This is a genomic window from Candidatus Zixiibacteriota bacterium (genome assembly GCA_019038695.1).
GTDB lineage: Bacteria > Zixibacteria > MSB-5A5 > GN15 > FEB-12 > B120-G9.
Genome location: JAHOYZ010000011.1, coordinates 1 through 25,791, shown reverse-complemented (window position 1 = coordinate 25,791; position 25,791 = coordinate 1). Strand labels below are relative to the sequence as shown.

The 25,791-nt window shown below is 51.1% G+C and carries 26 protein-coding genes; 23 read left to right on the top strand and 3 right to left on the bottom strand.

The features are described from left to right. The first annotated feature begins 3 nt into the window (after nt 1-3). The 9 genes from tsaA (at nt 4) to tgt (ending at nt 8,561) form a co-directional block, all read left to right on the top strand. Nucleotides 4-489, top strand: a complete 486-nt coding sequence (gene tsaA / locus KOO62_05220; protein MBU8933390.1) for a tRNA (N6-threonylcarbamoyladenosine(37)-N6)-methyltransferase TrmO — start codon at nt 4-6, stop codon at nt 487-489. A gap of 85 nt (nt 490-574) precedes the next feature. Then, nucleotides 575-1,048: a DUF494 domain-containing protein gene (locus tag KOO62_05215; GenBank protein ID MBU8933389.1), complete on the top strand. Its 474-nt coding sequence runs from the start codon at nt 575-577 to the stop codon at nt 1,046-1,048. A 5-nt stretch (nt 1,049-1,053) separates the two neighbouring features. Beyond that, nucleotides 1,054-2,256: a bifunctional phosphopantothenoylcysteine decarboxylase/phosphopantothenate--cysteine ligase CoaBC gene (gene coaBC / locus KOO62_05210; GenBank protein MBU8933388.1), complete on the top strand. Its 1,203-nt coding sequence runs from the start codon at nt 1,054-1,056 to the stop codon at nt 2,254-2,256. A 24-nt stretch (nt 2,257-2,280) separates the two neighbouring features. After that, the gene (locus KOO62_05205; protein ID MBU8933387.1) at nt 2,281-3,039 is read left to right on the top strand and encodes a uracil-DNA glycosylase; all 759 of its coding nucleotides are present in this window, start codon (nt 2,281-2,283) and stop codon (nt 3,037-3,039) included. 8 nt (nt 3,040-3,047) lie between these two features. After that, entirely contained in the window at nt 3,048-4,502 is a 1,455-nt protein-coding gene (gene dnaB / locus KOO62_05200; GenBank protein ID MBU8933386.1) for a replicative DNA helicase, read from the top strand. Nucleotides 4,503-4,511: 9 nt separating this feature from the next. Next, entirely contained in the window at nt 4,512-5,291 is a 780-nt protein-coding gene (locus tag KOO62_05195) for an ABC transporter permease (protein ID MBU8933385.1), read from the top strand. Between the two features lie 3 nt (nt 5,292-5,294). Beyond that, the gene (locus KOO62_05190) at nt 5,295-6,053 is read left to right on the top strand and encodes an ABC transporter ATP-binding protein (GenBank protein ID MBU8933384.1); all 759 of its coding nucleotides are present in this window, start codon (nt 5,295-5,297) and stop codon (nt 6,051-6,053) included. Next, nucleotides 6,053-7,417 carry a DNA repair protein RadA gene (gene radA / locus KOO62_05185; GenBank protein ID MBU8933383.1) on the top strand — a complete coding sequence of 455 codons (1,365 nt, stop codon included), beginning with the start codon at nt 6,053-6,055 and terminating at the stop codon, nt 7,415-7,417. Before KOO62_05190 ends, radA begins: the two co-directional genes overlap by 1 nt. Nucleotides 7,418-7,424: 7 nt before the next feature. Beyond that, nucleotides 7,425-8,561 carry a tRNA guanosine(34) transglycosylase Tgt gene (tgt, locus tag KOO62_05180; protein MBU8933382.1) on the top strand — a complete coding sequence of 379 codons (1,137 nt, stop codon included), beginning with the start codon at nt 7,425-7,427 and terminating at the stop codon, nt 8,559-8,561. A 68-nt stretch (nt 8,562-8,629) separates the two neighbouring features. Here the strand turns inward: tgt and KOO62_05175 are convergent, their stop codons facing one another. Both KOO62_05175 and KOO62_05170 read right to left on the bottom strand, forming a co-directional pair. Then, entirely contained in the window at nt 8,630-9,931 is a 1,302-nt protein-coding gene (locus tag KOO62_05175) for a serpin family protein (protein MBU8933381.1), read from the bottom strand. Between the two features lie 155 nt (nt 9,932-10,086). After that, nucleotides 10,087-10,704, bottom strand: coding sequence for a hypothetical protein (locus KOO62_05170; GenBank protein MBU8933380.1), 618 nt, complete (start codon nt 10,702-10,704; stop codon nt 10,087-10,089). 346 nt (nt 10,705-11,050) lie between these two features. On the opposite strand from KOO62_05170, the gene KOO62_05165 reads away from it, so the two are divergent. The 14 genes from KOO62_05165 (at nt 11,051) to icd (ending at nt 25,542) form a co-directional block, all read left to right on the top strand. After that, a complete protein-coding gene (locus tag KOO62_05165; GenBank protein MBU8933379.1) occupies nt 11,051-12,541 on the top strand; it encodes an aldehyde dehydrogenase family protein in 1,491 nt (496 codons plus the stop codon). Nucleotides 12,542-12,717: 176 nt separating this feature from the next. After that, nucleotides 12,718-14,082 (top strand): cyclic 2,3-diphosphoglycerate synthase, encoded by a 1,365-nt coding sequence (locus KOO62_05160; protein MBU8933378.1) that lies wholly within the window; start codon nt 12,718-12,720, stop codon nt 14,080-14,082. A gap of 84 nt (nt 14,083-14,166) precedes the next feature. Then, nucleotides 14,167-15,111: a carbamate kinase gene (gene arcC, locus KOO62_05155; GenBank protein MBU8933377.1), complete on the top strand. Its 945-nt coding sequence runs from the start codon at nt 14,167-14,169 to the stop codon at nt 15,109-15,111. A 2-nt stretch (nt 15,112-15,113) separates the two neighbouring features. Beyond that, nucleotides 15,114-16,508, top strand: coding sequence for a CCA tRNA nucleotidyltransferase (locus tag KOO62_05150; GenBank protein ID MBU8933376.1), 1,395 nt, complete (start codon nt 15,114-15,116; stop codon nt 16,506-16,508). Next, a complete protein-coding gene (gene sucC, locus KOO62_05145) occupies nt 16,505-17,644 on the top strand; it encodes an ADP-forming succinate--CoA ligase subunit beta (GenBank protein MBU8933375.1) in 1,140 nt (379 codons plus the stop codon). The genes KOO62_05150 and sucC overlap by 4 nt, the downstream gene beginning before the upstream one ends. A 21-nt stretch (nt 17,645-17,665) precedes the next feature. After that, nucleotides 17,666-18,724 carry a succinate--CoA ligase subunit alpha gene (sucD, locus tag KOO62_05140; GenBank protein ID MBU8933374.1) on the top strand — a complete coding sequence of 353 codons (1,059 nt, stop codon included), beginning with the start codon at nt 17,666-17,668 and terminating at the stop codon, nt 18,722-18,724. Between the two features lie 54 nt (nt 18,725-18,778). Further along, nucleotides 18,779-19,045, top strand: coding sequence for a ferredoxin (locus KOO62_05135; protein ID MBU8933373.1), 267 nt, complete (start codon nt 18,779-18,781; stop codon nt 19,043-19,045). An 8-nt stretch (nt 19,046-19,053) separates the two neighbouring features. Further along, nucleotides 19,054-20,196 carry a 2-oxoacid:acceptor oxidoreductase subunit alpha gene (locus tag KOO62_05130; GenBank protein ID MBU8933372.1) on the top strand — a complete coding sequence of 381 codons (1,143 nt, stop codon included), beginning with the start codon at nt 19,054-19,056 and terminating at the stop codon, nt 20,194-20,196. Beyond that, the gene (locus KOO62_05125; protein ID MBU8933371.1) at nt 20,196-21,071 is read left to right on the top strand and encodes a 2-oxoacid:ferredoxin oxidoreductase subunit beta; all 876 of its coding nucleotides are present in this window, start codon (nt 20,196-20,198) and stop codon (nt 21,069-21,071) included. The genes KOO62_05130 and KOO62_05125 overlap by 1 nt, the downstream gene beginning before the upstream one ends. Then, on the top strand, nt 21,061-21,636 hold the full coding sequence (locus tag KOO62_05120; GenBank protein ID MBU8933370.1) for a 2-oxoacid:acceptor oxidoreductase family protein: 576 nt from the start codon (nt 21,061-21,063) through the stop codon (nt 21,634-21,636). The genes KOO62_05125 and KOO62_05120 overlap by 11 nt, the downstream gene beginning before the upstream one ends. 25 nt (nt 21,637-21,661) lie before the next feature. Next, nucleotides 21,662-22,063, top strand: a complete 402-nt coding sequence (gene ndk, locus KOO62_05115; GenBank protein MBU8933369.1) for a nucleoside-diphosphate kinase — start codon at nt 21,662-21,664, stop codon at nt 22,061-22,063. Nucleotides 22,064-22,077: 14 nt separating this feature from the next. Beyond that, entirely contained in the window at nt 22,078-23,322 is a 1,245-nt protein-coding gene (locus tag KOO62_05110; protein MBU8933368.1) for a DUF2088 domain-containing protein, read from the top strand. 35 nt (nt 23,323-23,357) lie between these two features. Next, nucleotides 23,358-24,284, top strand: a complete 927-nt coding sequence (gene mdh, locus KOO62_05105) for a malate dehydrogenase (GenBank protein ID MBU8933367.1) — start codon at nt 23,358-23,360, stop codon at nt 24,282-24,284. Between the two features lie 10 nt (nt 24,285-24,294). Continuing rightward, nucleotides 24,295-25,542: an isocitrate dehydrogenase (NADP(+)) gene (gene icd, locus KOO62_05100; protein MBU8933366.1), complete on the top strand. Its 1,248-nt coding sequence runs from the start codon at nt 24,295-24,297 to the stop codon at nt 25,540-25,542. Here the strand turns inward: icd and KOO62_05095 are convergent. Continuing rightward, nucleotides 25,526-25,791 (bottom strand): hypothetical protein (locus tag KOO62_05095; protein MBU8933365.1); only part of this gene is annotated, 266 nt, incomplete at its 5' end. The genes icd and KOO62_05095 overlap by 17 nt on opposite strands.

The window sequence follows — 25,791 nt, the reverse complement described above, 5'->3', positions numbered from 1 at the left end:
ATTATGCAGAAGATCACGCTAACTCAAATCGGCATCATTCACACACCTTTTGTTGAGCCGCAAGGTACTCCGATTCAGCCCCAGCGTTCCGGCGAAGCTAAGGGAACAATTGAGGTCTTTCCTGAGTTTGTGGCCGGGTTGGCCGATCTTGATGGTTTTTCACACATCATCCTGTTGTATTTCATGCATTTAACAGATGGCTTCAAGCTGGCTGTAACTCCGTTTCTGGACGATCATCCTCGGGGACTATTCGCCACTAGAGCACCGCGTCGACCGTCGCCCATCGGTCTGTCGGTGGTTCGACTGGAGCAGATTGATGGCCAAGAGTTATGCATCAGGGAGGTCGATATGGTTGACGGTACCCCCTTATTGGATATCAAGCCATACATTCCACGCTTCGATGATGTGAGCGATATACGTATTGGGTGGCTGGAAGGAAAAGCCAAACGAGCCGAGAATCACCGTGCTGACGACCGTTTTCGGTCATGATCGGTTACAACTGAAATACGGCTTGCATAAGAAGCTGTTCTGTACTATCTTTTGGCTTGAGAATTGGTTGAATTAGGAAGAGAATATGCGCAATAGAGTATTGGAAATAGTCGTTGTTTTGATAGATTTCATGCAGGGTGATGGTGCAACGCTGGTAAATTCTGAGGAAGTCTCAACTGCCCTTGAAGCCGAGGGTTATTCCGAGGACGAAATAGCCTCTGCCTACTCATGGCTTTTACACCGCTTTGATAATGCGCCGGAACAGTTTTTCTCCCAGTTTCCGACCGCCAGTTCCTCGATTCGGGTTCTGACTCAGGCCGAACGTACGCAACTGTCGCCGGAGGCTTATGGCTATTTACTCAAGCTGGTGCACTTATCATTGATAGATGCCGAGCAGTTGGAGATGCTTCTTGAGCGGGTCTCAGTCTTTGGACCGCGCGCAGTGGATTTGGAGCAGCTGAAGCTCATCGCTTCTTCGGTTGTATTTGACGAACTCAGTGATCTTGATTTGTTTGATATGACTGATGGCACTCCTTCGCAGTCGGCTCGAGTCAACTGAGCCGTATGCCTCTCAAGGGAAAGAAAATTCTGCTTGGCCTTACCGGTGGGATTGCTTGTTACAAAATTCCCTACTTGATCCGATTTTTGCTCAAACACGAAGCTGAAGTGCGTGTGGTCATGTCGCGTGCCGCCACCGAGTTCATTACTCCGTTGACTCTTGAGACAGTTTCTGGTTCTCCGGTAATGGTTGAGATGTTTGATCCGAATTCGTTTGTAGGTACGCGTCATATTGATCTGGCTCAATGGCCGGATCTGGTCGTTGTCGCACCTACTACAGCCAATTTCCTGGGCAAAGTTGCTTCAGGTATCTGCGATGATCTGTTGACTACGATTATATGCGCCACGCCCCAGCAGATTTTGATAGCCCCGGCCATGAATCATAATATGTGGGCCAATCCAATCACTGCCCGTAATTTCAAGACTCTGACCGAACTTGGATATCTGGCTGTTGGTCCGGAGGAAGGGGAGATGGCCTGCGATCAGAGTGGGGTCGGACGGATGGCGGAACCGGAGACGATCTTTGCTGCTGTCGAATCCTTTTTCAAACCTTCAGCAAAAAAAAAAGCGCTCGAAGGTAAGAGGATTGTAATCACAGCCGGCCCGACCCAGGAGGCCATTGATCCTGTAAGATTCATCAGCAATTACTCATCCGGCAAGATGGGATATGCTTTGGCCCGACAGGCTCAGTCTCTGGGGGCGGTTGTTACACTGATTTCCGGGCCGACGGCTTTAGCTGCTCCGTTTGGTGTAAAGCTGGTTGCTGTTCAATCCACGGCCGATCTTCAAAAGGTGGTCGGAGAAAGTTTCCCCGAATGCGATTGTCTTATCATGGCAGCTGCACCAGCCGACTATCGTCCTGTCCGGGTACACTCCTCCAAGATGAAACGACAAGCCGGTGGACAAAACCTGGAATTGGTACCGACCGATGATATTCTTTCATCAGTGACCGGTTCGAAACGTGAAGAACAGGTTGTAGTCGGGTTTGCTCTTGAGACTGACAACGGGGTGGCCAACGCTCGCAAGAAACTCAAAGAAAAACGACTCGACCTGATTGTCCTCAACCAGCCCGGTCCCGACAGCGGGTTCATTTCTGATACAAACCGGGTGAGTGTTATCGGTCCGGGCCGAAAACCGATCTCATGGCCGCTGGCTCCGAAAGAAGAAATTGCTCTCAAGCTCCTTGAACTCATCGGCAAGATGCTGTAACTTGTACTTCTGGTGTAAAAACGAATGAAAGAAGAATCAGGGAACATAAATGACATGCTGCGCCGAGCGCTCAAAGCTCAGGCAGAGCTTGGACTAGGAGAGATGATCGTTAGTCCGGCGGCTCTGGCAGTTGCGGAGGGAGACAAAGAAGTACCAGTTATGAACGACTCCGAGACAAACGCTCCGGATATGTTCAACGGCGTAGTTCCAACACTTGCACCTGCCGAATACGAATCTCTGGAGGAACACAGGGAGGACATTTGTCATTGTCATCTTTGTCCGTTGGGGGATTCCCGGACAAAGTTCGTTTACGGTGTTGGTAATCCCGAAGCAGACTTGATGTTTGTCGGTGAGGCTCCGGGTCGGGATGAAGACCTCAAGGGGGAGCCATTTGTCGGTCGAGCAGGGCAGTTGCTCGACAAGATCCTGATTGCAATGCAGATGACCCGACAAGAGGTATACATTGCCAACATCCTTAAATGTCGTCCTCCGGGAAATCGTGATCCCCAACCTGATGAAATGGATAAATGCTTTCCATTCCTCAAGGAACAAGTCCGATTGATTCGGCCGAAAGCAATTTGTGCTCTTGGTCGCATTGCCGCGCAGGCATTGCTGGAGACAAAGACACCATTGGGTAAGCTGCGCCGCCAGTGGCATAATTTTGAGGGTATCGCAACCCTGGTGACTTATCATCCGGCGGCGTTGTTGCGGTTTCCCAAGTACAAGCGAGATACCTGGGAGGATATGCAGATGATACTGGCCCGATTGAAGGGTGAGCAATAGGAGAGGATATGGCCTACCGAACCCAGAACGAGAAAAAACGCGAGGATCTGCAACCTCCTCAAAATATAGACGCTGAGAAGGCTGTACTTGGCTCGATCCTCAAGGACGATCAGGCCATGGACGTTGTACTGGAAGTATTTGATCACGACGCTGCTTTCTATGTTCCTAAACACAGAATGATTTTCAAGGCGATGCTCGACCTAAACAAGCAACATGAGCCGTGCGACATAACAACTGTCGCAAGTGCGCTGGCCGACAAGAGTCAGCTTGAAGGAGCCCAGGGCATAGGTGGCCGGGTCTATCTCGTTGATCTGGCCGAGTATGTGGCTTCAACCGCCAATGTGCAGAAACATGCCGACATCATTCTCGAAAAATTCCTCCTGCGGCGACTCATACAGACGACGCGAGAGATCACCCGAAGTGCGTACGATCATGCCGGCACGGTCGACGACATTCTCGACATAGCCGAGAAGAATATCTTTGTTATTTCTGAGCAACGTTTGCGCAAGGGTTTTGTGTCGATCAAAGATCTGATCCCTTCGACTTTTGACGAGATCGAGAATCTTCAATCGCCCGACAGCGGACTCATCGGTGTCCGCACTGGCTATACTGATCTGGATGTAATTACCAATGGTCTTCACAAGGGGGAGTTAGTTATCGTTGCCGGGCGGCCGTCGATGGGTAAATCGGCCCTGGCTATGAATATCGCTGAACATGTGGCTATCGAGTTGGGCAAAGGTGTTGGTATCTTTTCGCTCGAAATGTCCAAAGAACAGTTGGCGCTACGTACTCTGTGTGGCCGGGCGCGTATATCACAGCAGAAGCTGCGAGCCGGCAAGTTGCGTGATGAAGAATGGAGCCGCCTCACTATCGCCGGGGGACCGTTGTCGGAAGCACCCATCTATATTGATGATTCTCCGACGGCATCATCGCTTGAGATTCGAGCCAAGGCTCGTCGTTTGAAATCGCAGGGCGACGCCAATCTTGGCCTTATCATCGTTGACTATCTTCAGATGGCATATGGCTCCGGTCGTTTCGAAAACCGCCAGCAGGAGATGGCCAGTATTTCGCGCAGTCTCAAGGCGCTGGCCAAGGAGATTGAGGTGCCGGTGCTGGCCTGTTCGCAGTTATCGCGCCAGGTGGAGCAGCGCGGGGGCGAAAAACGTCCGCAACTATCTGACTTGCGCGAATCGGGAGCTATTGAACAGGATGCCGACGTGGTTATGTTTATCTATCGCCCCGAACATTACATGGCTCATGCAGAGAAGACCGATCCTAAGTTTCAGGAAGTCGAAGGCAAAGCTGAGATCATCGTAGCCAAGCAGCGCAATGGTCCGACGGGCGTGGTTCGTCTGGCATTTGTTAAAGAATTTGCCCGGTTTGAGAATCTCGCACCGGGCTACAGGGAAGTTCCCTCCGACGTAGAGCCGGTCGGGGGTGATGATATGCATTCTCCGTTCTAAGGAAAGAACATGGCTTCACCACTGGAAGGATTGGGACGCCGAGGAGTCGATTTTGTGGTCACGCTGGGAGGCATGACCATTATGCTGGGGCGTTTCGTAATTGCTCTTAAAGACATTCCCCGGTCGTTCGGTATAATTACTCAGCAGATCTACACTCTGGGTGTTCAGTCATTGCCTCTGATTGTCATTATCTCCGTTTTCGTCGGGGCAGTGTCCGCATGGCAGGCAGCATATCAGTTCAAATTTATCGGCGCGCCACTACATTATCTTGGACACGCAGTAGGGAAAGCGGTCGTTATCGAATTAGCTCCGGTGCTGTCAGCCATAGTATTCGCCGGTCGAGTGGGAGCTGGTATCGCCGCCGAACTGGGAACGATGAAAGTCACCGAACAAATCGATGCTCTTGAATCAATGGGCATCAGTCCCATTCGATATCTTGTCATGCCGCGTATTCTGGCCTGTGTGTTGATGGTTCCGTTTCTCGTGATCTTCGCTAACTTTGTCGCTATCATGGGCGGGCTGGTGGTTAGTGTCTTGGGCGTTGATGTTTCCAGTGAGACTTTTCTGTCCGGATTTCGCAATTCGTTCAAGATGGTCGATCTCGTCAATGGTCTGGTCAAGGCCGCCGTGTTCGGTTCCATAATCGGGCTGGTCGGTTGCTACGAAGGTTTTCAGACTCGAGGTGGAGCCGAGGGGGTGGGGAAAGCCACTACATCATCGGTTGTGATCTCATCGGTCGGTATACTGGTGTTTAATTTCATTTTTGCTGTAATACTTTTTCGGATATAGACTATGGATGCTCCTTTCATACAGATTCAGGACCTGCATAAAGCCTTCAACGGACAGTCAGTACTCAATGGTATAAACCTCGACATAGGGATTGGCGAATCAATTACTGTTATCGGCCAGTCCGGGTGTGGCAAATCGGTCCTGCTCAAGCATATCATTCGTCTATTGGAACCGGACCAGGGGCAAGTTGTTTTTGATGGCGAGAACCTGGCTGATCTTGATGCCCGTTCCCTGACGGCCGTACGCCAGCGAGCGGGGATGCTATTTCAGTCGGCGGCTCTGTTTGATTCCATGACTGTGGCAGAAAACGTTGGTCTTGGTTTGAGAGAATCACGCCAGCACACCGACGATCAGATTGATCAAATTGTAATTGATAAACTAAAGATGGTCGGACTGGCCGATGCCGCCGACAAACACCCATCCGAACTGTCGGGCGGAATGCGGAAACGGGTTGGTCTGGCACGAGCTATTGCCAATGATCCCGATGTGCTTCTGTACGACGAACCGACTACCGGACTGGACCCGATTACAGCAGACATGATCAACGACATGATTGTCAGTCTCAACAAGATGCTCAAGGTGACTTCGATATCCGTCACCCACGACATGACATCCGCCTACAAAATTGCCGACCGCATTATCATGCTCTACCTTGGGAAGATTCAGTTTGACGGTACCCCCGATCAACTGCGACAATCAGACGATCCAATCGTTCAACAGTTTATCACCGGCAGTGCGACCGGCCCCATCGGAGTGGGCTGATGGTTCTGAAGAAGAACAGGACAGCCTATTTCTGCTCCCAGTGTGGAGCCGAACATCCCCGCTGGCAGGGACAATGTCGTGAATGTGCGCAGTGGAATTCGTTGGTTGAAGAAAAAAAGATGTCGGTACGTGGGGGAGGGGTGGCGAACAATCCGATGGTCGACAAACAGGCGCTGCCTGACATTAGTCTTGAATCGAGCCGAGGGCACAAGAGCGGTATTGATGAGTTTGACCGCGTACTCGGGGGACAATTGGTGCCGGGAGCAGCGGTTCTGATTGGCGGGGAACCGGGAATTGGCAAGTCGACTTTATTACTGCAGGCCGCAGGAGCATATTCCGCTCTGGGTTTGAAAGTGGCCTATATCACGGGTGAAGAAGCACCAACCCAGATCAAGCAACGTGCCCAGCGTCTTGGTGTAACCGGTGAGAACATATCTGTTATCAACGCCACGTGTCTTGAGGACATCACCCGTATAGTAAGTGAGACACCTTTTGCGGTTGTGTTGATCGACTCGATCCAAACGGTCGCATCATCCAATCTTGATTCACCTCCCGGCACGGTGGGGCAGGTGCGGGAAGCGGCGCATCAGTTGATTCTACAAGCCCGGACCAAACAGTTCGCTCTCTTCTTGGTCGGACATGTTACTAAGGACGGCATGGTGGCCGGGCCAAAACTTCTGGAGCACATGGTCGATACCGTTATCTATTTCGAGGGAGACAGTTCGCATCTCTATCGTATCCTCAGGGCCACGAAGAACCGTTTCGGCTCGGTGTCGGAAATTGGTCTTTTCGAGATGTTGCCTGAAGGATTAGTTGAAGTTGTCAATCCCTCATCGTTGTTCATGTCCGATCGCAACGATGCTCCCCGCACAGGTTCTGTTGTGACAAGTATCTGTCAGGGACAACGCCCAATCCTGGTTGAGATTCAAGCCCTGGTGTCGCCTTCCAGTTATGGGAATCCCCAGCGTGTCGCCGGAGGAATTGACAACAAGCGACTGGCTTTGTTGCTGGCGATTCTCGAACGACGAGGCGGTTATCCGATGGGGGCTAATGATGTTTTTGTTTCGGTCGCTGGGGGATTGCGCCTTTCGGAACCGGCGGTTGATTTGCCGGTGCTGATCGCCATAGCGTCATCGGTGCTGAATCGTCCGGTCGATCCCCACACTCTGGTGGTGGGGGAGGTTGGCCTGTCGGGAGAGGTGCGCGGTATTACAATGATTGACCAGCGAATAAATGAGGCGGGCAAGATGGGGCTTAAGACCGTTGTTGCACCAGTGTCGAGTCTGGGACGGGTCAAAGCAACTGATGTCAATGTGGTCGGGGTGAAGACATTATCCGCGACATTGGAGAATCTTCTGGGCTAAGCCAACTATGAGCGAATTGATCTATACTCTCAAGAATGCCGATGGCGGCGCTCGTCGCGGTGAAGTTGCCACCGCTCACGGGACGTTTCAGACGCCAGCCTTTATGCCGGTCGGAACGGCCGGAGCGGTCAAGGCACTGACATCGGAAGACCTCGAATCGTGTGGGGCGGAGATCATTCTTGGCAATACCTACCATCTCTATCTCAGACCCGGTATTGAGATTATCAAAGCTCAGGGCGGGCTTGCAAAGTTCAACGGCTGGAACAAACCGACCCTTACCGACAGTGGCGGGTATCAAGTATTCTCGCTGAAAGAGACGTCTAAGATCACTGATGAGGGCGTGGAATTTCGTTCGCATCACGATGGCTCCAAACATATGTTTACACCGGCAAAAGTGATGGAGATTGAACACGCCATCGGGGCCGACATCATCATGGCTTTCGATCAATGTGTTCCTTATCCGGCTGACCGTGAATTGGCCGCGACCGGTGTTCGCCGCACCCACGAATGGGCGACCATTTGTCGTGACACTCATAACCGACTCTCAATGAATGAAGAAAAGCAGCTTCGCTGCCTGTTTGGGATTGTTCAGGGTTCGACTTATGAAGACCTGCGAACCCAATCGGCTGAGCAGATTATGGCGCTTGATCTGCCGGGTAATGCCATTGGTGGTTTGTCGGTGGGGGAGAGCATGGACGAGATGGAGGACATTCTGGCCCATACTATTCAATATCTACCGGAAGATAAACCGAGGTATCTGATGGGGGTTGGTTATCCCGAGAATATTCTCATGGCGGTTTCATACGGGATTGATATGTTTGATTGTGTGCTGCCGACGCGTAACGCCCGCACGGGAAATGTGTTTACATCAGAAGGACCGATTGTGTATCGCAACGCTGAATATGCCAATGATGAACGCCCGCTTGATCCCAACTGTGATTGCAAGGTTTGTAAGCGTTACAGCCGGGCGTATATTCGTCATTTGTACAATCAGTCCGAGATTACGGGAATGGTGTTGGCGAGCTATCACTCGACGTATTTCTTCCAGAACCTGATGCAGAACATCCGCACATCGATTGAGCAGGGCCGCTTCGATTCGTTCCGGAAAGAGTTTTTGGAGAGGTATAGGCAGTCACAGTTGTAGGTCAAGCGGCTTGCCGCTTGATGAACTGTACTGTCAAGCCGACAGGCGGCTTGACCTACGGCTATGGGCTAATCGATCCACACGGGGCGAGCGATTTTGCCCATGAACAAGATGGCCCCGGATTGCTCTTCGTGGATAATAAAGAGGAAAGGGTGGTCGGCGATCACCTGTGGAGGGAGAGAATCAATGAAGATGTAGTGTGGTACGTCTACAGGTTCCAATCCGTCTTCGCCAACCTGAATCAATGCCTTCTGTATTATGTTGTCCAATCCCTCCAAGCTGTCGGAAGATGTGTTACTGTGATCAAACTTTTCGGAATCGAAGATTGTGCCCACGCCGAGAGCTTCGAGCCCCTCCTTTAGATCTACGGTGGAAGTGAATCTGAACTTCGGTAGCGCGACATAGAAACGGTGTGGATGAAGTTTGCCAAGCCAGGTCGTCCAATTCTCGATCGTCAGCTCATTGATGATCGAATCCAAGGTCAGCGTGGAGTTCGGTACAATCAACATCATGCGGAAACCACCTCCTCCGTAAGGAAGATTGGCGACTCCCAATAGGTTGTTCAGAAAATAGGTGGCGCTAGGATCAAATTCCCATCCTTTACCAGTCTTTGTCACATGATCGTCTTCTGGCAGCCACATCATGTCACATTCAATTTCGGTGCCATCCGGAAGATGAAACGGCCGAACAGATGTGTAAGCGGTATCAAAGGGGAACTTCCAGAGGCCGGTGAAGGATGAGGCGGTAGTGAGAATCATGGCCGTATTGGCGTCAATCGGTGGCTTCACCATCTCGGTAATCTTGCCGTTGGTCTTGGAGTCGACCCAGGCGTTGATTGTGTCCGCAGCCCACGGTGCCTGGAAGTCAATCTCCTCAACACGGGCATCAAAGTACTCACGGCAAACATCGACGAAGCTCGACTGAATTGCCTTATTCTTCCGGTACCAGATTGAGTTGGCCATGCTGAAATCGACGACCGGATCAGCCTTAGTTAGAATTTCGACAAGGCTCGAAAATGATGAATTGATTTGCTGGTCCGTAAGACCGTCAAGTTCTATCGTCGCGGCAATGGCCTCGCGTGTTTCCCCAACCGCACCGTTGTAGGCCATACCCAGGGCATATGAAACAGAAAGCGGCGAAACGAAGACGTTTGAGTCGGCAGCTTCGTTTTCGGCAATTTCACGGAACAGCTTAAAGGCAAATCGATTGCAGGACCCTACCAGGTCCTTCTCAGTTTTAGTCAACTCCCCTGGACTTCTGACCAACTGTTGGCCCGAAGGCGTATCCCCACCGTCTCCCACTGCAGAGCTGTTGCAGAAGAAGCATAGTATTCCGGTCAAACATATTATTAGGATAGAGTATTTCTTCATGGCATTTCCTTCCGTCGTGTACAAGTTGGAAGTCTGGTTGCCTCCAATATACATGATCAACGGGAGTTATGCAATGGTTGCGTAGGGCGGCCCCGTCCACGGAGCCGTCGTCTGGAGAAGATTGGCAGGTTTGAAGACAGACCTGACCTACAAGACTACATCTTCAACGGCAGGAGGTACCCGATCGTGAGGCGGAAATCGTTCATGCGGATTTTCTCTTTTTCAACACTGAACCGGGTCGCAGAATACCGCGCTGTCGACACCTGACTCGGTCGCACTTCAGTGATCCCCAATTCCAGCGTGTAGACTCGTTTCCACCGTAATCCAAACGTCAACCGATATCCGATCTTGGCCGCCATGTCCACATCGACGATATTCTCGGTCCGTCTCAGGGAATCCGCGACGCTCGGCAAAAGGCCAACATACGACCGGGATAATATCAGTCCGAAGCCGGCACACCCAATAAGTTTACTCGTGCCGCGATAGTAAAAAGCTTCGACAGAATAGGAGACTCCGTGGAAATACCCCCTGGGGTACAGATTGGATTTCATCTCCCCATAGCAATAATCCACTCCCAACTGAAGAACGAACGGATGATGGAATAGCCACTCATATCTGACTGTGAAGTTCGGCCCCGGTGAAACCAACCTGTTGCCGGTGCTTGCACCCAGAGTGAGATGCAGATTCATAGCGTTGACGGTGTCCTGCTCAGCCGGGTTTAGGGGATATACCGGAGCCGCGGCCAACCAGGATGCAACTATCAACGCGAGCATAATCTCTCCAATCATTGTGTCCCTACGTAATAAACGTTCTATATGCACTAATATCAAATGGAATACTACTGGCATGTTAATAATATGGACTTGACGAGTCATTATTAGCGCATCATCGCCAATCCTGAAAGTCAATTTGTGTCTCTTTTCAGAAGGTCCGGCAATGCTGGCTAATCCCTTGTGCTGCAACGGCAAATTAAGTAGGATTTACAGTGGAAAGGGGTTGACTTTCGGGAAAGAAAAAATATATTACACAGCTTATATTGCCGGGGTGTGAATTGATTCACAAGCCGACATGCAATCTGAATACAAGTTGCTGTTAGAGATAGTGTTAACGGAGTAAAAAATGAGTAAGCCCGAAGTCTTCAAAAACCTGATAAACGGTGAATGGGTCGAGTCCAAGTCCGGCAAGACCTACGAGAACCTCAACCCGGCCGATACGAGCGATGTTGTGGGCGTGTTTCAGAAGTCAAATGGCGATGATGTCAAGGATGCTATTGATGCCGCTTCAGAAGCCTACAAGAAATGGCGGTTGGTGCCGGCTCCCAAGCGAGGCGAGATTCTCTATCGAATCGGAGCTCGTTTGACGGCGGACAAAGAAGCTCTGTCGCAGGTTATGACGCGCGAGATGGGTAAGATCATCGCCGAGACTCGTGGTGACACTCAGGAAGCTATCGACATGACTTTCTATATGGCCGGCGAAGGTCGTCGTTTGTTCGGTGTGACCACACCGTCGGAGATGCCTAACAAGTTCAATATGACCGTGCGTCAACCGTTGGGTGTTTGTTCGTTCATCACACCGTGGAATTTCCCAATGGCGATTCCTTCCTGGAAGTCGATGCCGGCTCTTATCTGTGGTAATACTATAGTGATCAAGCCAGCCACCGAGACTCCGGCTTCGGTAGTGAACTTTGCACGTGTCTGTCAGGAAGAAGGCCTTCCGCCAGGCGTCATCAATGTTGTCACCGGTTCCGGTGCACAGCTGGGTGAACCACTGATGAAGAATCCGGCTGTTAAGATTGTATCCTTTACCGGTTCGACTGAAATTGGCCGCAAGATTTCCGAGACATGTGCCACCGATTTCAAACACTGTTGTTTGGAAATGGGCGGCAAGAATATTCAGATCGTTATGGACGATGCCAACCTCGAACTAGCCGTCGATGGCGCTCTCTGGGGTGCTTTTGGAACTACCGGTCAGCGTTGCACAGCTACCAGCCGGGTCATCTGCCATAAGGATATCGTTAAGAAGTTCACCGAGGCTCTCGCCAAACGCGCCGCATCTCTTAAGGTAGGAAATGGCCTTGACGAATCGGTTCAGATGGGACCGTGTGTCAATGAAGGCCAGCGTGAGACCGTTCTGGGTTATATCGAGATTGGTAAGAAGGAAGGCGCGAAACTCGTCACGGGCGGTGAGAAACTGACCGGTGGCGATTATGACAAGGGCTACTTTGTCCAGCCGACGATATTTGGTGACGTCACCCAGGAAATGCGCATTTGGAAAGAAGAGATATTTGGCCCGGTGCTGGGTATTGGTGTTTTTGAGACTCTGGAGCAAGCTATTGAGATGGCCAATGATACTCCGTATGGCCTGTCGGCTTCGATCTTCACTCAGGATGTGAACAAAGCCTATGTGGCCATGCGCGATGTCTACACCGGCATTTTCTACGTCAACGCTCCGACCATCGGGGCGGAGACCCACATGCCGTTCGGCGGCACCAAGGAGACCGGTAACGGCCATCGTGAGGCGTCCACAGCGGCGCTTGATGTATTCAGCGAATGGAAATCCTGCTACGTCGATTTCTCCGGCGCTCTCCAGCGTCCGCAGATCGACAACTGAGAAATGTGTCAAGGTTGAGATAATGGCGAGTTGCAAACACATATTAGGTCATTCGACCGGCCATCTGGTTCTGTACCTGATTGTATACATCTGGACTGCTTCGTCCATCTGGTAAGAATGCCAGGACTATGGATGAAACGTGTAACCAGATAACTTAAACTACAGTGAGGCTGATCATGGCCAAGAATAGAAAAAAGATCATTATCATGGGCGCCGCAGGGCGTGACTTTCATAATTTCAACTGTCTCTATCGCGAGAATGCCGATGTTGAGATCGTTGCTTTCACTGCTACCCAGATTCCTGATATCGAAGGCCGTAAGTATCCCGCAGTCTTGGCCGGCAAACTCTACCCTAAGGGTATTCCAATTGTCGACGAATCCGAACTGCTGCCTTTGATTAAGAAACACAAGGTTGAAGAAGTCATTTTCTCTTACTCCGACGTGACCTATCAGTACGTGATGGAGAAAGCAGCCTATGTTATGGCTGCCGGTGCTCGTTTCTCGGTTGAGGGTGCGGATCCGACAATGATTCGGTCCAAGAAGCCGCTGGTGTCAGTATGCGCTATCCGTACAGGTTGTGGCAAGTCGCAGACCTCCCGACGTGTGGCCGATGTTCTCCAGTCGCTGGGCAAGAAGGTAGTGGCTATCCGTCACCCTATGCCGTATGGCGATCTGGCCAAACAGGCGTGTCAGCGTTTCGCGACTCTGGCTGACCTCGACAAGCACAAATGTACTATCGAAGAGCGCGAAGAGTACGAGCCTCACATCATGCGTGGCGTGATTGTTTATGCCGGCGTTGATTATGAGATGATTCTGCGCGAAGCCGAGAAAGAAGCTGATGTCATCCTGTGGGATGGTGGTAACAATGACATGTCCTTCTACAAGCCAGACCTGATGATTACAGTCGTTGATCCGCATCGTGTGGGTCATGAATCGACTTACTATCCGGGCCAGGTGAATCTGCTGACGGCTGATGTTATCGTTATCAATAAAATCGACTCGGCCGACGCTGAAGATGTGAGTTTGCTTCGCCAGAATATCGCCGAGTACAATTCGAACGCGATTGTCGTCGATGCGGCTTCTCCTCTGGCCGTTGAAGACGGATTCAAGATCAAGGGCAAGAAGGTACTCGTGGTTGAAGACGGTCCGACCCTGACACACGGTGAGATGGCTTTTGGTGCTGGTGTCGTTGCGGCTGACAAATACGGTGCTGCTGAACTAGTCGATCCTCGTCCGTACACTGTCAAGTCGATCACCGCGACGTTTGAGAAGTATCCCGGCATCGGTGTGCTTCTACCGGCGATGGGTTATGGCAAACAGCAGGTCAAGGATTTGGAGACCACTATCAACAAGACCAAGTGTGATCTGGTTGTGCTGGCTACTCCTATTGATCTGAGTCGTATCATTAAGATCAAGAAGCCGTCAGTGCGAGTGAGCTATAGCCTGCAGGAAATCGGAACTCCCGATCTGATGACAGTGCTCAGCGACTTTGTTGGCGGAAAGAAAAAGAAGACCTCGAAAAAAGGCGCTTCTAAGAAATAGAGAGCAACCTGAGCGGGCCGGTGAAAGCCGGCCCGTTGCGTTATAGGAGTCCCCCAGAGCCGGGACTAAATAAGTGTCATGGACATCAAGAAAACAGCAGTAGTCGCCCTAGGTGGAAATGCCATCACGCAACCACACCTTGAGGACACTATTGCCAACCAGTTTTCCAATACTCGTCGTTCGCTGGACGGTGTTGTCGAGTTGGCTCGTGAAGGATATGGTCTGGTTATAACTCACGGCAACGGTCCGCAGGTAGGTAACTGTCTGCTTCGGATCGAACTCTCCCGAGGGAAAACCCCGTTTCTTCCTCTGGGGATACTGGTGGCCGATACCGAAGGCGGTATGGGCTACATGATTGAACAGTCGCTCCATAACCGACTTCGGGCTGAAGGGATCGACCGCCCCGTTGCGACTATCATTACCCAGGTCGTCGTGGACAAGAATGATCCAGCCGTGAAGAATCCAACCAAGTTCATTGGTCAGTTCTATTCAGAGAGAGAAGCTTTCGAGTATCGTGAGTCCCGGGGCTGGATGATGAAACAGGACGCCGATCGAGGTTGGCGTCGAGTGGTTCCATCACCTATGCCGTTGAGTACCGTGCCGGGGCCGATCATTCGCCAACTGGTGGAGCAGGGGACAATCGTCATTGCCGCCGGTGGTGGTGGTATTCCTGTCTATATTGATGAAAATGGCGACTATGAGGGGCTGGATGCTGTGATTGACAAGGATCGCGCATCAGCTGTCCTGGCCAGGGAAATAGGAGCTGAAGTCCTGTCGATACTAACCTCTGTCGATGGGGTGGCGGTGAACTTCGGCAAGCCGGAACAGAAAATGCTCGGGATAATTACCTTGTCGGAAATTGAGAAATATGCCAAAGAAGGTCACTTCCCAGCAGGTTCAATGGGACCGAAGGTGGAAGCGGCCATGCAGTTTTTAAGAGATGGTGGTGAAATGGTTACAATCTCCTCGATTCAGGAGGCGCAAAAAGCTGTGCACGGTGAAGCGGGGACGAGGATTGTACCGAATTAGGGATGGGTAAGTTGTCGCGGGATGCTGTAGCAGCGATACTTGAAAAAGGTCGCATTTATGAAGTTGGTGGTGTCGTGCGTGACCGGCTTCTCAGTCGGCCTCAGACCGAGCAGGACCATGATTATCTGGTCACCGGGATTCCCTACGAGGAAATAGTCCGTATTCTTAACCCACATGGCAATGTAAGCCTGGTGGGACGCAGTTTCGGAGTTATAAAGTTTACTCAGTTTGTTTCCGGTCAACCGACCACTTGCGATATCAGCCTTCCTCGCACGGAGCATTCCACCGGTGTCGGTCACAAAGATTTCGAAGTTTGTTATGATCCTTCATTGTCGATTGATGATGACCTTGTGCGGCGTGACTTCACAATTAACGCTATGGCCTGGGAATTGGATGGGGACGAATTAACAGATCCACTTGGCGGAAGAGCTGATTTAGAAGCTCACTTGTTACGCATGGTATATCCGGAGTCATTTCTAGATGATCCGTTGCGCATGATGAGAGCGATTCAATTTGCGGCCAGGTTTGATTTTTCCGTCGAAGCTGAGACATTCGCCGCTATTTGTAAACATGCTCATCTGATCAAGACGGTCTCGAGTGAGCGCATTGCCGATGAGTTGACCAAGCTTCTAACTCTGGCTCCAAAACCGTCCATTGGCTTCCGTTTGATGGAGTCGTCCGGTCTTCTGAAGCATGTCCTGCCGGAACTTCAGAACTGTATAGCTGTCGATCAACCTGGTGGGTACCACAAGTATGACGTGTTTGGACATATTGTTCGTACGGTTGATGTTTGCCCTCCAAACCTTGCGCTACGATGGGCCGCTGTATTCCACGATATTAATAAGCCTCAGGCCAAAAGAGTGGTTGGTGAGGGAGCGACGTTCTATGGCCATGAAGTACAGAGTGCCCGTACGGCTGAGTGCGTTCTCAAGCGCCTCCGATACTCCCATGATCTGATTGCCGATGTGAAGATACTGGTCGAGCGTCACATGTTTACTACCGATGTCTCGCCCAAAGGATTGCGGCGTCTGGTCAAGCGTGTAGGGGTGCCGTTGATCTATAACCTTCTGGATCTTCGCCGGGCAGATGTCGAGGCACAGGGGATGGATGGCACAACCGATGATGTTGACCAGTTCGAAAAAGACATTCATGAGGAACTTGATCGTAAACCGCCTTTTTCCCTTCAGGATCTGGTTGTCAACGGCGGCATGATTATGGATTGGTTCATTCTTGATCCAGGCCAAAAAGTAGGTCTGATTCTGGACCGTCTCCTCGAAGAAGTGCTGGATCATCCCGAGCATAATACGATCGACAAACTGAAAGATATTGCTACTAAGTTCTACAATTCACTCCCCGACAACTCAATAATCGTTAGCGATAAGGAAACAGACGTATGAAGATCCACGAGTATCAGGCCAAGCAGTTGTTTGCTGATGCCGGTATTCCGGTGCCTCCTGGTGATGTAGCAACAACTCCTGTTGAGGCCTTCGAAATTGCCGAGAGAATCAACAAACCGGTCATGGTTAAGGCACAGGTGCACGTCGGTGGTCGAGGTAAAGCCGGAGGTGTCAAGTATGCTGAGACTGCCGAAGCAGCCAAGGTGTTGGCCACCAGTATTCTTGGAATGGACATCAAGGGGCTGACCGTCAAGAAAGTGCTTGTTACGGCGGCCGAGGACATCATCTCCGAATCGTATGTCGGGATTATCCTTGATCGCGTGACCAAGCGACCGGTATTTATGATTTCTCCGGCTGGTGGCATAGATATCGAGCAAGTTGCCGCCGAGACTCCGGATAAGATCTTCAAATTGGCTGTTGATCCTGTCGTTGGCCTCCGTCCGTTTCAGGCTCGTAATCTGGCCTACAAGCTATATCGTGACATTAGCCAGGTAAGACCTGCAGCCGATATCCTGATGAAGCTCTATGATGTTTTCTGGAAGGTTGATGCTTCACTGGTTGAGATCAATCCCCTTATTACCAATACTGCTTCCGAGGTAGTGGCTATTGATGCGAAGGTTAACATTGACGACAATGCTCTTTTCCGTCAGAAGGACGTGTCCGCTATGCGTGACATTGATGCTGAGGAACCTTCGGAAGTAGCGGCGCGTGAGGGTGATCTCTCGTTTGTCAAACTGGACGGCAGTATTGGTTGTATGGTCAACGGTGCAGGTCTGGCTATGGCGACTATGGATCTGGTCAAACGCTATGGTGGCGATCCGGCCAATTTCCTTGATATTGGTGGTTCATCCAATCCCAAGAAGGTCATTACGGCACTAAAGATCATCACCAGCGATCCGAACGTTCGTGCCATTCTGATCAACATCTTTGGTGGTATCACCCGATGTGACGATGTGGCTACCGGAATAGTGGCTGCGCTCAATGAGCTGAAACCGACCGTGCCTATTGTTGTGCGGCTGACCGGTACAAATAAAGAGGCGGCGGCCAAGATTCTGGCATCGTACAAATTGCCGCACGAAGATACGTTGGATAAGGTAGTGAAAAAGGCCATTGAACTGGCCGGACTCGGACACTAATAAAGTTGTTGGGGAAGAACAATGTCGATATTCATTAGTAAGAGAACAAAACTCATCGTTCAAGGTATCACGGGCCGTGACGGTTCGTTTCATGCCGAACAGATGAAGGCTTATGGCACCAACGTTGTTGGTGGTGTCACGCCCGGTAAGGGCGGCTCAAAAGTGGCCGGCATTCCTGTTTTCAATACAGTGGAGGAAGCGGTAAAAGCTACCAAGGCCAATACTTCTGTCATTTACGTTCCACCTCCGTTTGCGGTTGATGCCATCTATGAGGCAGTCGATGCCGGTATCAAACTGGTCGTGTGTATTACTGAGGGTGTACCCGCCAATGATATGATGAAGGTCTACCCTTATGTGAAGGAAAAAGGCGCTCGTCTGATCGGTCCCAACTGCCCCGGCCTTATCTCAGTCGATCAGGCCAAGGTGGGTATTATGCCGGGCACGATCGTCAAGAAGGGCGGCGTGGGCGTCGTGTCCCGTTCAGGAACCCTGACCTACGAAGCTATCTGGGCACTGACACTGGCCGGTATGGGCCAGACGACTTGTATTGGAATCGGCGGTGACCAGGTTATCGGGACCAATTTTATAGATTGTCTCGAAGCTTTTCAGGCCGACTCGGCCACCAAGGCTATCGTCATGATTGGCGAGATCGGCGGCTCCGATGAAGAAGATGCTGCGAAGTATATCAAGAAGCATGTTACCAAGCCGGTCGTTTCCTTTATTGCGGGACAGACAGCCCCTCCCGGGAAGAGGATGGGTCACGCCGGGGCAATTATTTCCGGAGGCAGTGGTACGGCTGAAGATAAGATCAAGGCTTTGAACAAGGCGGGTGTGCCGGTGGCTGGATCACCGACCGAACTACCGATTCATTTGGCCGAATTGATCAAACAGGCCAAAGAAAAAGCCAAGACTGCCAAAACCAAGAAGACAGTCAAGAAAGACGTCAAGAAGGCAGTAAAAAAAGCAGTGAAAAAAGCCGTTAAGAAAGCCGTGAAGAAGGCTGTTAAGAAAGTGACGAAAAAAGCTGCTCCGAAGAAAGCTGTGGCTAAGAAAAAAGCGACGACAAAGAAGAAAAAATAAAACGACATCCGGGATTGTCGGTATTATCCGACCCCACAACGTCGAGGATAGATCATGAATGCGTCCGCTGATGCCTCCGGCGAGAAAAAAGCCTCTGCCGGCGGCAAGAATAAGTATGATTATTCAAATGGTCCCGCCCCTTTGAATATCAATATGGCGTGGTGTAAGGCGTGCAATATTTGCATTGCTTTGTGCCCCAAGCAGGTGTTCGAGCCGGACCGTGACGGCAAGCCCCTGTTGACCCGTCCGGATGATTGCACCCAGTGCACAATTTGTTGGGTCCATTGTCCCGACTTCGCCATTACATCGAACTATAAGTAAGGAGGGACATTTCTGTGGCACAAAAGAAGAAACTCCTACTACAGGCCAACGACTCATGCGTCGAGGGAGCATTGTACGCCGGCATGAATTTCTTTGCCGGGTACCCTATAACACCTTCCACTGAAATTGCCGAGTTGTCTGCTCGTGAATTGCCTAAGATCGGTGGCAAGTTCATCCAGATGGAAGATGAAATCGCCTCGGTCGCGGCTCTTATTGGGGCTTCTGCCTCAGGCGCCAAGGTTATGACTGGCACTTCCGGTCCGGGGTACTCACTTATGCAGGAACTAATCGGCTATGCCTACATGGTCGAAGTTCCGCTTGTTATCGCTAATGTTCAGCGCGGTGGTCCATCAACCGGTTTGCCGACCAAGGTTAGCCAGGCTGACACTATGCAGGCACGCTGGGGAACCCATGGTGACTACAACGCTATCGCTGTTGCTCCGTCAACCGTCGGTGATACATTGACCGAAACTGTTCGCGCCTTCAACCTCGCTGAACGATTTCGCACTCCGGTTACTATTTTACTGGACGAAGTTATCGCTCACTCGCGTGAGATCATTGAGATTCCCGAGGAGGGCGAGTTGGAGATTATCAACCGTGTTAAGCCTACCTGCAAGCCGGAAGACTACAAATCCAGCGAGTTTACGGAAAATGGTGTAACGCCAATGCCGGCCTACGGTGAGGGGTATCGTTATCATCTGACTGGCCTGACGCACGATGAACGTGGTTTCCCGACCAACAATCCCTCTGAGATATCTCCCAAGTTAGAGAAGCTGAGAGACAAGATTCTGAATTACACTGATGAGATCGTCAAGCTACGGGTTGAAATGCTGGACGATGCCGAAGTCGTCTTCATCTCCTACGGTTCGGTCTCACGGGCTGCGTTGCAGGCAGTTAGTCTGGCTCGTGGCGTTGGTGTCAAGGTGGGTTGTATCCAGCTCTATACGATTTGGCCTTTCCCGGATGAACAGCTCCGTGATCTCTGTTCCAAGTGCAAGAAGGTGATTGTTGGTGAACTCAATATGGGCCAGATCATTCACGAAGTTCGCCGTGTCTTGCCAAATGACAAGGAAATTCACTCTCTGCAACGCTACGATGGAGAAATCCTGACGCCTATGCAATTGCTTGAAAAGCTTGAGGAGGTGCTCTGATGACCACGACCGAAACTGACAAGAAAGCTCCCAAGCAGCGTTCCGACATAGCCCTGCAGTACTTGCGTCCGGGAAAGAAACTCCCGCACGTCTGGTGTCCGGGCTGTGGAATTGGTGTCGTAATGGGTGCCTATATTCGCGCTCTTGATAAGCTTGGCTGGGATCGCGACGCGGTAGCGATGGTGTCTGGAATCGGATGCAGCAGCCGTATGCCCGTGTATATGGATTTCCATTCTCTACACACTGCTCACGGTCGGGCTTTGCCTTTTGCTACCGGCGTCAAGTTCAATCGACCTGACATGAACGTAGTTGTGATTACCGGCGATGGTGACGCATTGGCTATTGGTGGTAATCATTTTATCCATGCCTGTCGTCGCAATATCAATATCACTACTATTCTGATTAACAACAGCATCTACGGCATGACAGGTGGCCAGGGTTCACCTGCCACGCCGAGCGGTGATAAATCAACAACAACGCCCTATGGCAATAGCGAGAAGCATTTCGATCCATGCACTCTTGCGACTGCGGCCGGAGCTTCTTATGTAGCCCGCGCCAGTGTCCACGCCGTACCTCAGCTTGAAAAACTGATCAAGGGCGGCCTCGCGCATGATGGCTTCTCGCTTATTGAAGTCATTGCCAACTGTCATACCTATTATGGCCGACTCAATCGTTTGGGCGATGCAGTCGCCATGCTTCGCAGGTATAAGGAGCAGTCGGTTACCGTGGCAAAGGCCAGGAAGATGTCACCCGAAGAGTTAGAGGGTAAGATCGTTCTCGGCATGCTCCATCAAGACGAAAAGACCGAATTCTGCAACGAATACCAGAAGGTTGTAGAGTTGCTGAAGAAAAAGAGAGGCACCAATGGCAACTAAATTCATCGATAAGATCACAATCCCGAGCGATCGATTCGAAATGAGACTTTCCGGCTCCGGAGGCCAGGGTATGATCTTTGCCTCGGTCGTTCTCAGTAAGGCCATCGGTATTGGCTCCACCAAGAACGTAGTTCAGAGTCAATCGTACGGACCCGAAGCGCGTGGCGGAGCCTCCAAGGCAGATGTTGTGGTTTCGGATAACGAAATATACTACCCCAAGGCAATGAAGCTCGACCTGCTCCTGGCGATGACCCAGGAAGCACTGGACAAGTACTACCCTGATCTCAAAGAGGGTGGAACGCTTATAATTGATTCATCAATGATTGATGATGTTCCGACCGACAAGTATTACGCCCTTGAATTCACTCGCATTGCGCGTAAGGATGTCGGTCACATTATGGTAGCCAACGTGGTGGCTCTTGGAGCTATCGCCGCTATCACCGGTCTTGTTTCCAAAGAACGATTGGTGGAAACGGTGTTGGAACGGGCCCCCAAGGGAACCGAAGACAAAAACCGCAAGGCCGTGGATATCGGCTATGAAGAGGCTCTGAAGCTGAAAAAATAGCAGACTGAAAAAAAAGGAATAGCTATTGAGTAAGACGCTGTTGATCGTCAAACCGGATGCGACCACACGGAACCTAACGGGATTCATAATTGAGCGTTTGGAACGAGCGCGTTTCAAAGTGGTCGAGATGCGTATGATCACATTGAGCACAGAACAGGCCCAAAGGTTCTACGAGGTTCACAAGGAACGTCCGTTCTATGATTCGTTGGTTGAGTACATGACCTCAGGCCCGGTTGTCCCTATGGCGTTGGAGAAGGGCAATGCCGTTTCCGACCTCCGTGTTCTGATAGGAGCAACCAATCCCAAGGAGGCCGAGTGCGGGACTATCCGCTACGAAATAGGTCGGGATGTCCAGGAGAACTCGGTTCATGGCTCGGATTCGGATGAAAACGCTGCTGGCGAAATTGCCTTCTTTTTTAGAGAGTAGTGTAATCGATGGATATGGATGCGAGTGACTCGCCGGGATTCGTAGACATTTTCTATGCGGCCGACAGACTTCGTCTGCTGCTTCCGGTCACAGCCAGCCTTGATACGTACGCGCCGCGACTAACGGAGAATCCGGTCTCCTTTGAATCCTGTCGGGACATTCTGCAGGAATTGATCGTGACCCCGCAATTTCAGTCACCCCGACTGCTGACCGTAGTCAATGACGGTCACCGTACAACACCCACACCGATAATGCTCGACTGGCTGTCGCGCATTGACCAAACCTATCTTGATCGCACGGATTTCCTGATTGCAACCGGTACTCACGAACCCCCCTCCGAAGAGCACTGTCGAAATATCTTCGGTCCCTTGTACGATGACCTCCGCTCCCGCATTCATGTTCATCGAGCGCGCGAAATGGAGACGATGACCGACCTGGGGACTGACCCGATGGGGGAGAGGGTCCTTATTAATAAGATGGTGATGGACTACCCTGCCATTCTTGTTCTCGGCTCGGTGGAACCGCACTACTTTGCTGGGTATACCGGTGGGCGCAAGGGATTCTTTCCTGGTCTCACAGATCTGGCCACAACTGAGCGTAATCACAATCTGGCCGCATCGCTGGACGCAGCCCCGCTTCGGCTCGAAGGCAATCCAGTGGCTGAACACATGAAAGCCCTGACCAAACTCCTTCCCCTCGAAAAAGTTAAAACAGTACAAGTCGTGCTTGATGCTCGGCATCAGGTTGCCGGTTGTTTTTCTGGTAGTCTCTGGGATGCGTTTCAGCAGGCGACGACGAAGGCGCGTGAAATCTTTGCACATCGAGTGAGTCGTCAATATGATGTGGTGCTGGCTGAAATATTACCTCCGCTTGATGTCAATCTCTATCAGGCTCAGAAAGCTCTGGAAAACTGCCAGACGGTTGTAAAGGATGGTGGATCAATAATACTGTTCTCCGCATGCGAAGCTGGTATCGGGTCTGCGTTCTTTTATGACCTGGCCCAGAAGTGGGATCACGAGCGTAATGTTGCTGCTGATGGAAAGCAGTATTTTGGTAGCCACAAGTTGTCCCGTGTCAATCTTATGTCACGGCGCATTGGCGTCTATCTGCATTCAGAATTGAAAGCGGAGGAAGTACGCCGTGTTTTCTATGAACCGCTTGACAATCCTCAAGAATTTCTTTACTCAACATTAGAGAAATGTGAAAAAAGTAACATAGCTGTTGTGTTTGACGCCGCTCACACGGTGTTAAACGCGTAATTGATGCACACCATGTGCAATCCCGTGGAGGTTTTATGAACAAGAAGGTTGTCGTTGTCGGTGCTGGACATGTGGGTGCAACTTGCGCCATGTACATGGCCGAGGCCAACATTGCTGATGTCGTACTTTTGGACATTATCAAGGACATGCCCCAGGGCAAGGGACTTGATCTTACCCAGGCTGGACCCGTTCGCGGCTACAACGCCAAAATTACCGGTTCCAACAAATGGACCGATCTGAAGAATGCTGACGTCGTTATCATGACTGCCGGATTGGCTCGCAAGCCAGGCATGTCGCGGGAAGACCTGCTTAAGATGAATGCCAACATCATTGCTTCGGTAGCTGGCAACATCAAGAAGTATGCTCCCAAGAGTTATGTTATCGTCGTTTCCAATCCTCTTGATCTGATGACTTTCCACATGCAGAAGAAGACTGGTTTTCCTAAGAACCGCGTTCTCGGTCAAGCCGGTGTACTCGACTCAACTCGCATGAGAGCTTTTGTGTCGATGGAACTCAACATTGCGATGACCGATATTCATGCTATGGTACTGGGTGGTCATGGTGATACTATGGTTCCGCTGCCGCGCTATACCACTGTCGGTGGCATCCCGATCAAAGAACTGATTCCTGCCGATCGCATTAAGGCTATCTCCAAACGTACCGCTGTAGGTGGTGGTGAGATTGTCAAACTGCTCAAGACCGGTTCAGCTTACTATGCTCCGGCCGCAGCCAGTGTCAGCATGTGTCGCTCGATTCTTTGTGATGAAAAGCGCATTTTGCCGGCCTCCGCTTTCCTGACCGGTCAGTACGGTATCAAGGATATCTACATCGGTGTACCGGTGGTGTTGGGTGCCAAGGGCGTCGAGCGCATTCTCGAACTGAATCTCACCAAGAGTGAAAAGGGTGCTTTGCAGAAATCTGCCAAGACCTACAAGAAACATCTCAAAGACCTTGGCTACTAAAGGATCAGACATGGCAAAATACAAACATATCGAAGTTCCCGAAAACGGCCAGCCGATCAAGGTTGTAAAAAAGAAACTCAAGATTCCGAACAAACCGATCATTCCGGTCATCGAAGGTGATGGTATCGGTCGCGACATCATGAAGGCGACTCGTCGTGTTGTCGATGCCGCTGTCGAGAAGGCCTATAAGGGTAAGAAAAAGATAGCCTGGATGGATGTTTACGCCGGCGAAGCCGCCTTTGATAAATACAAAGAATGGCTACCGCAGGAAACCGTGGACGCCATCAAGAAGTATGTCGTGGCTCTCAAGGGTCCGTTGACCACGCCGGTCGGCGGTGGATTCCGGTCGCTTAACGTTTCGCTGCGTCAGATTCTCAATCTGTACGCCTGCGTCCGTCCGGTCAGCTACTTCAAAGGCGTTGGCTCCCCTGTCACGCATCCGGAAAAGATGGATGTCGTTATCTTCCGTGAGAACACCGAGGATGTTTACTCCGGTATCGAGTGGAAGAAGGGTACCAAGGATGTAAAGAAGGTCATCAACTGGCTCAACAAGACCATGAAGACCAACATCCGCCCGGACAGTGGAATCGGAGTCAAGCCGATTTCTGTCACTGGCACCAAGCGTTTGGTTCGCAAAGCGATCCAGCATGCTGTCGATAACAAACTGCCGACCGTGACGCTGGTTCACAAAGGCAATATCATGAAGTACACCGAGGGCGCTTTCCGTGACTGGGGTTACAAGCTGGCGACGACCGAGTTCCGGAACAAAGTCGTGACTGAGGATGAACTCTGGGATAAGTACAAAGGCAAAATGCCCAAGGGCAAGATTCTCATAAAGGATCGTATTGCCGATTCCATCTTCCAGCAAATTCTGACTCGTACCGACGAGTACGATGTTCTGGCCACACCGAACCTCAATGGTGACTATATCTCCGATGCCTGCGCGGCGCAGATCGGTGGTTTGGGTATGGCTCCCGGTGCTAATATTGGTGATTACATCGGTCTCTTTGAAGCCACCCACGGCACAGCTCCGAAGTATGCCGACAAGGATGTTATCAATCCGTGTTCGGTTATTCTTTCGGCCTGCATGATGCTGGATTACCTTGGCTGGGACAAAGCGGCCACGATGATCCGTAATGGAATTCAGAAGACGATCGACAAGAAGACAGTTACTTATGATCTGCATCGCCAGATGAAGGGCGCCAAGAAAGTCGGCACCACCGCTTTTGGTTCAGCGATCATCAAGAACATGCGCTAAGGATCATCCTGTCATTCCAACGCGACGATGTCGCTGCGGGACACAGGAATCCAGATATGATGAAGGGAGACTCACATGAGTCTCCCTTTTTCTTATTGAGGATTACGCGAAACTTGTCATCGCTGTAGATGTCAAGTAATTCGGGTGGCATGCTCAAACCTGTTTGGCAGGCATCGCCAGTTATTCTGAAGTCATGTAGGGCAGGAGCCCTTAGCGCTCCTGCCAGAAACCAAGCAATGCCTGGCGGAA

What these genes read in the sequence shown, in the direction of transcription:
- tsaA (MBU8933390.1), top strand. Translation starts at nt 4, where the DNA reads ATGCAGAAGATCACGCTAACTCAAATCGGCATCATTCACACACCTTTT.
- KOO62_05215 (MBU8933389.1), top strand. Translation starts at nt 575, where the DNA reads ATGCGCAATAGAGTATTGGAAATAGTCGTTGTTTTGATAGATTTCATG.
- coaBC (MBU8933388.1), top strand. Translation starts at nt 1,054, where the DNA reads ATGCCTCTCAAGGGAAAGAAAATTCTGCTTGGCCTTACCGGTGGGATT.
- KOO62_05205 (MBU8933387.1), top strand. Translation starts at nt 2,281, where the DNA reads ATGAAAGAAGAATCAGGGAACATAAATGACATGCTGCGCCGAGCGCTC.
- dnaB (MBU8933386.1), top strand. Translation starts at nt 3,048, where the DNA reads ATGGCCTACCGAACCCAGAACGAGAAAAAACGCGAGGATCTGCAACCT.
- KOO62_05195 (MBU8933385.1), top strand. Translation starts at nt 4,512, where the DNA reads ATGGCTTCACCACTGGAAGGATTGGGACGCCGAGGAGTCGATTTTGTG.
- KOO62_05190 (MBU8933384.1), top strand. Translation starts at nt 5,295, where the DNA reads ATGGATGCTCCTTTCATACAGATTCAGGACCTGCATAAAGCCTTCAAC.
- radA (MBU8933383.1), top strand. Translation starts at nt 6,053, where the DNA reads ATGGTTCTGAAGAAGAACAGGACAGCCTATTTCTGCTCCCAGTGTGGA.
- tgt (MBU8933382.1), top strand. Translation starts at nt 7,425, where the DNA reads ATGAGCGAATTGATCTATACTCTCAAGAATGCCGATGGCGGCGCTCGT.
- KOO62_05175 (MBU8933381.1), bottom strand. Translation starts at nt 9,931, where the DNA reads ATGAAGAAATACTCTATCCTAATAATATGTTTGACCGGAATACTATGC.
- KOO62_05170 (MBU8933380.1), bottom strand. Translation starts at nt 10,704, where the DNA reads ATGCTCGCGTTGATAGTTGCATCCTGGTTGGCCGCGGCTCCGGTATAT.
- KOO62_05165 (MBU8933379.1), top strand. Translation starts at nt 11,051, where the DNA reads ATGAGTAAGCCCGAAGTCTTCAAAAACCTGATAAACGGTGAATGGGTC.
- KOO62_05160 (MBU8933378.1), top strand. Translation starts at nt 12,718, where the DNA reads ATGGCCAAGAATAGAAAAAAGATCATTATCATGGGCGCCGCAGGGCGT.
- KOO62_05150 (MBU8933376.1), top strand. Translation starts at nt 15,114, where the DNA reads ATGGGTAAGTTGTCGCGGGATGCTGTAGCAGCGATACTTGAAAAAGGT.
- sucC (MBU8933375.1), top strand. Translation starts at nt 16,505, where the DNA reads ATGAAGATCCACGAGTATCAGGCCAAGCAGTTGTTTGCTGATGCCGGT.
- sucD (MBU8933374.1), top strand. Translation starts at nt 17,666, where the DNA reads ATGTCGATATTCATTAGTAAGAGAACAAAACTCATCGTTCAAGGTATC.
- KOO62_05135 (MBU8933373.1), top strand. Translation starts at nt 18,779, where the DNA reads ATGAATGCGTCCGCTGATGCCTCCGGCGAGAAAAAAGCCTCTGCCGGC.
- KOO62_05125 (MBU8933371.1), top strand. Translation starts at nt 20,196, where the DNA reads ATGACCACGACCGAAACTGACAAGAAAGCTCCCAAGCAGCGTTCCGAC.
- KOO62_05120 (MBU8933370.1), top strand. Translation starts at nt 21,061, where the DNA reads ATGGCAACTAAATTCATCGATAAGATCACAATCCCGAGCGATCGATTC.
- KOO62_05110 (MBU8933368.1), top strand. Translation starts at nt 22,078, where the DNA reads ATGGATGCGAGTGACTCGCCGGGATTCGTAGACATTTTCTATGCGGCC.
- mdh (MBU8933367.1), top strand. Translation starts at nt 23,358, where the DNA reads ATGAACAAGAAGGTTGTCGTTGTCGGTGCTGGACATGTGGGTGCAACT.
- icd (MBU8933366.1), top strand. Translation starts at nt 24,295, where the DNA reads ATGGCAAAATACAAACATATCGAAGTTCCCGAAAACGGCCAGCCGATC.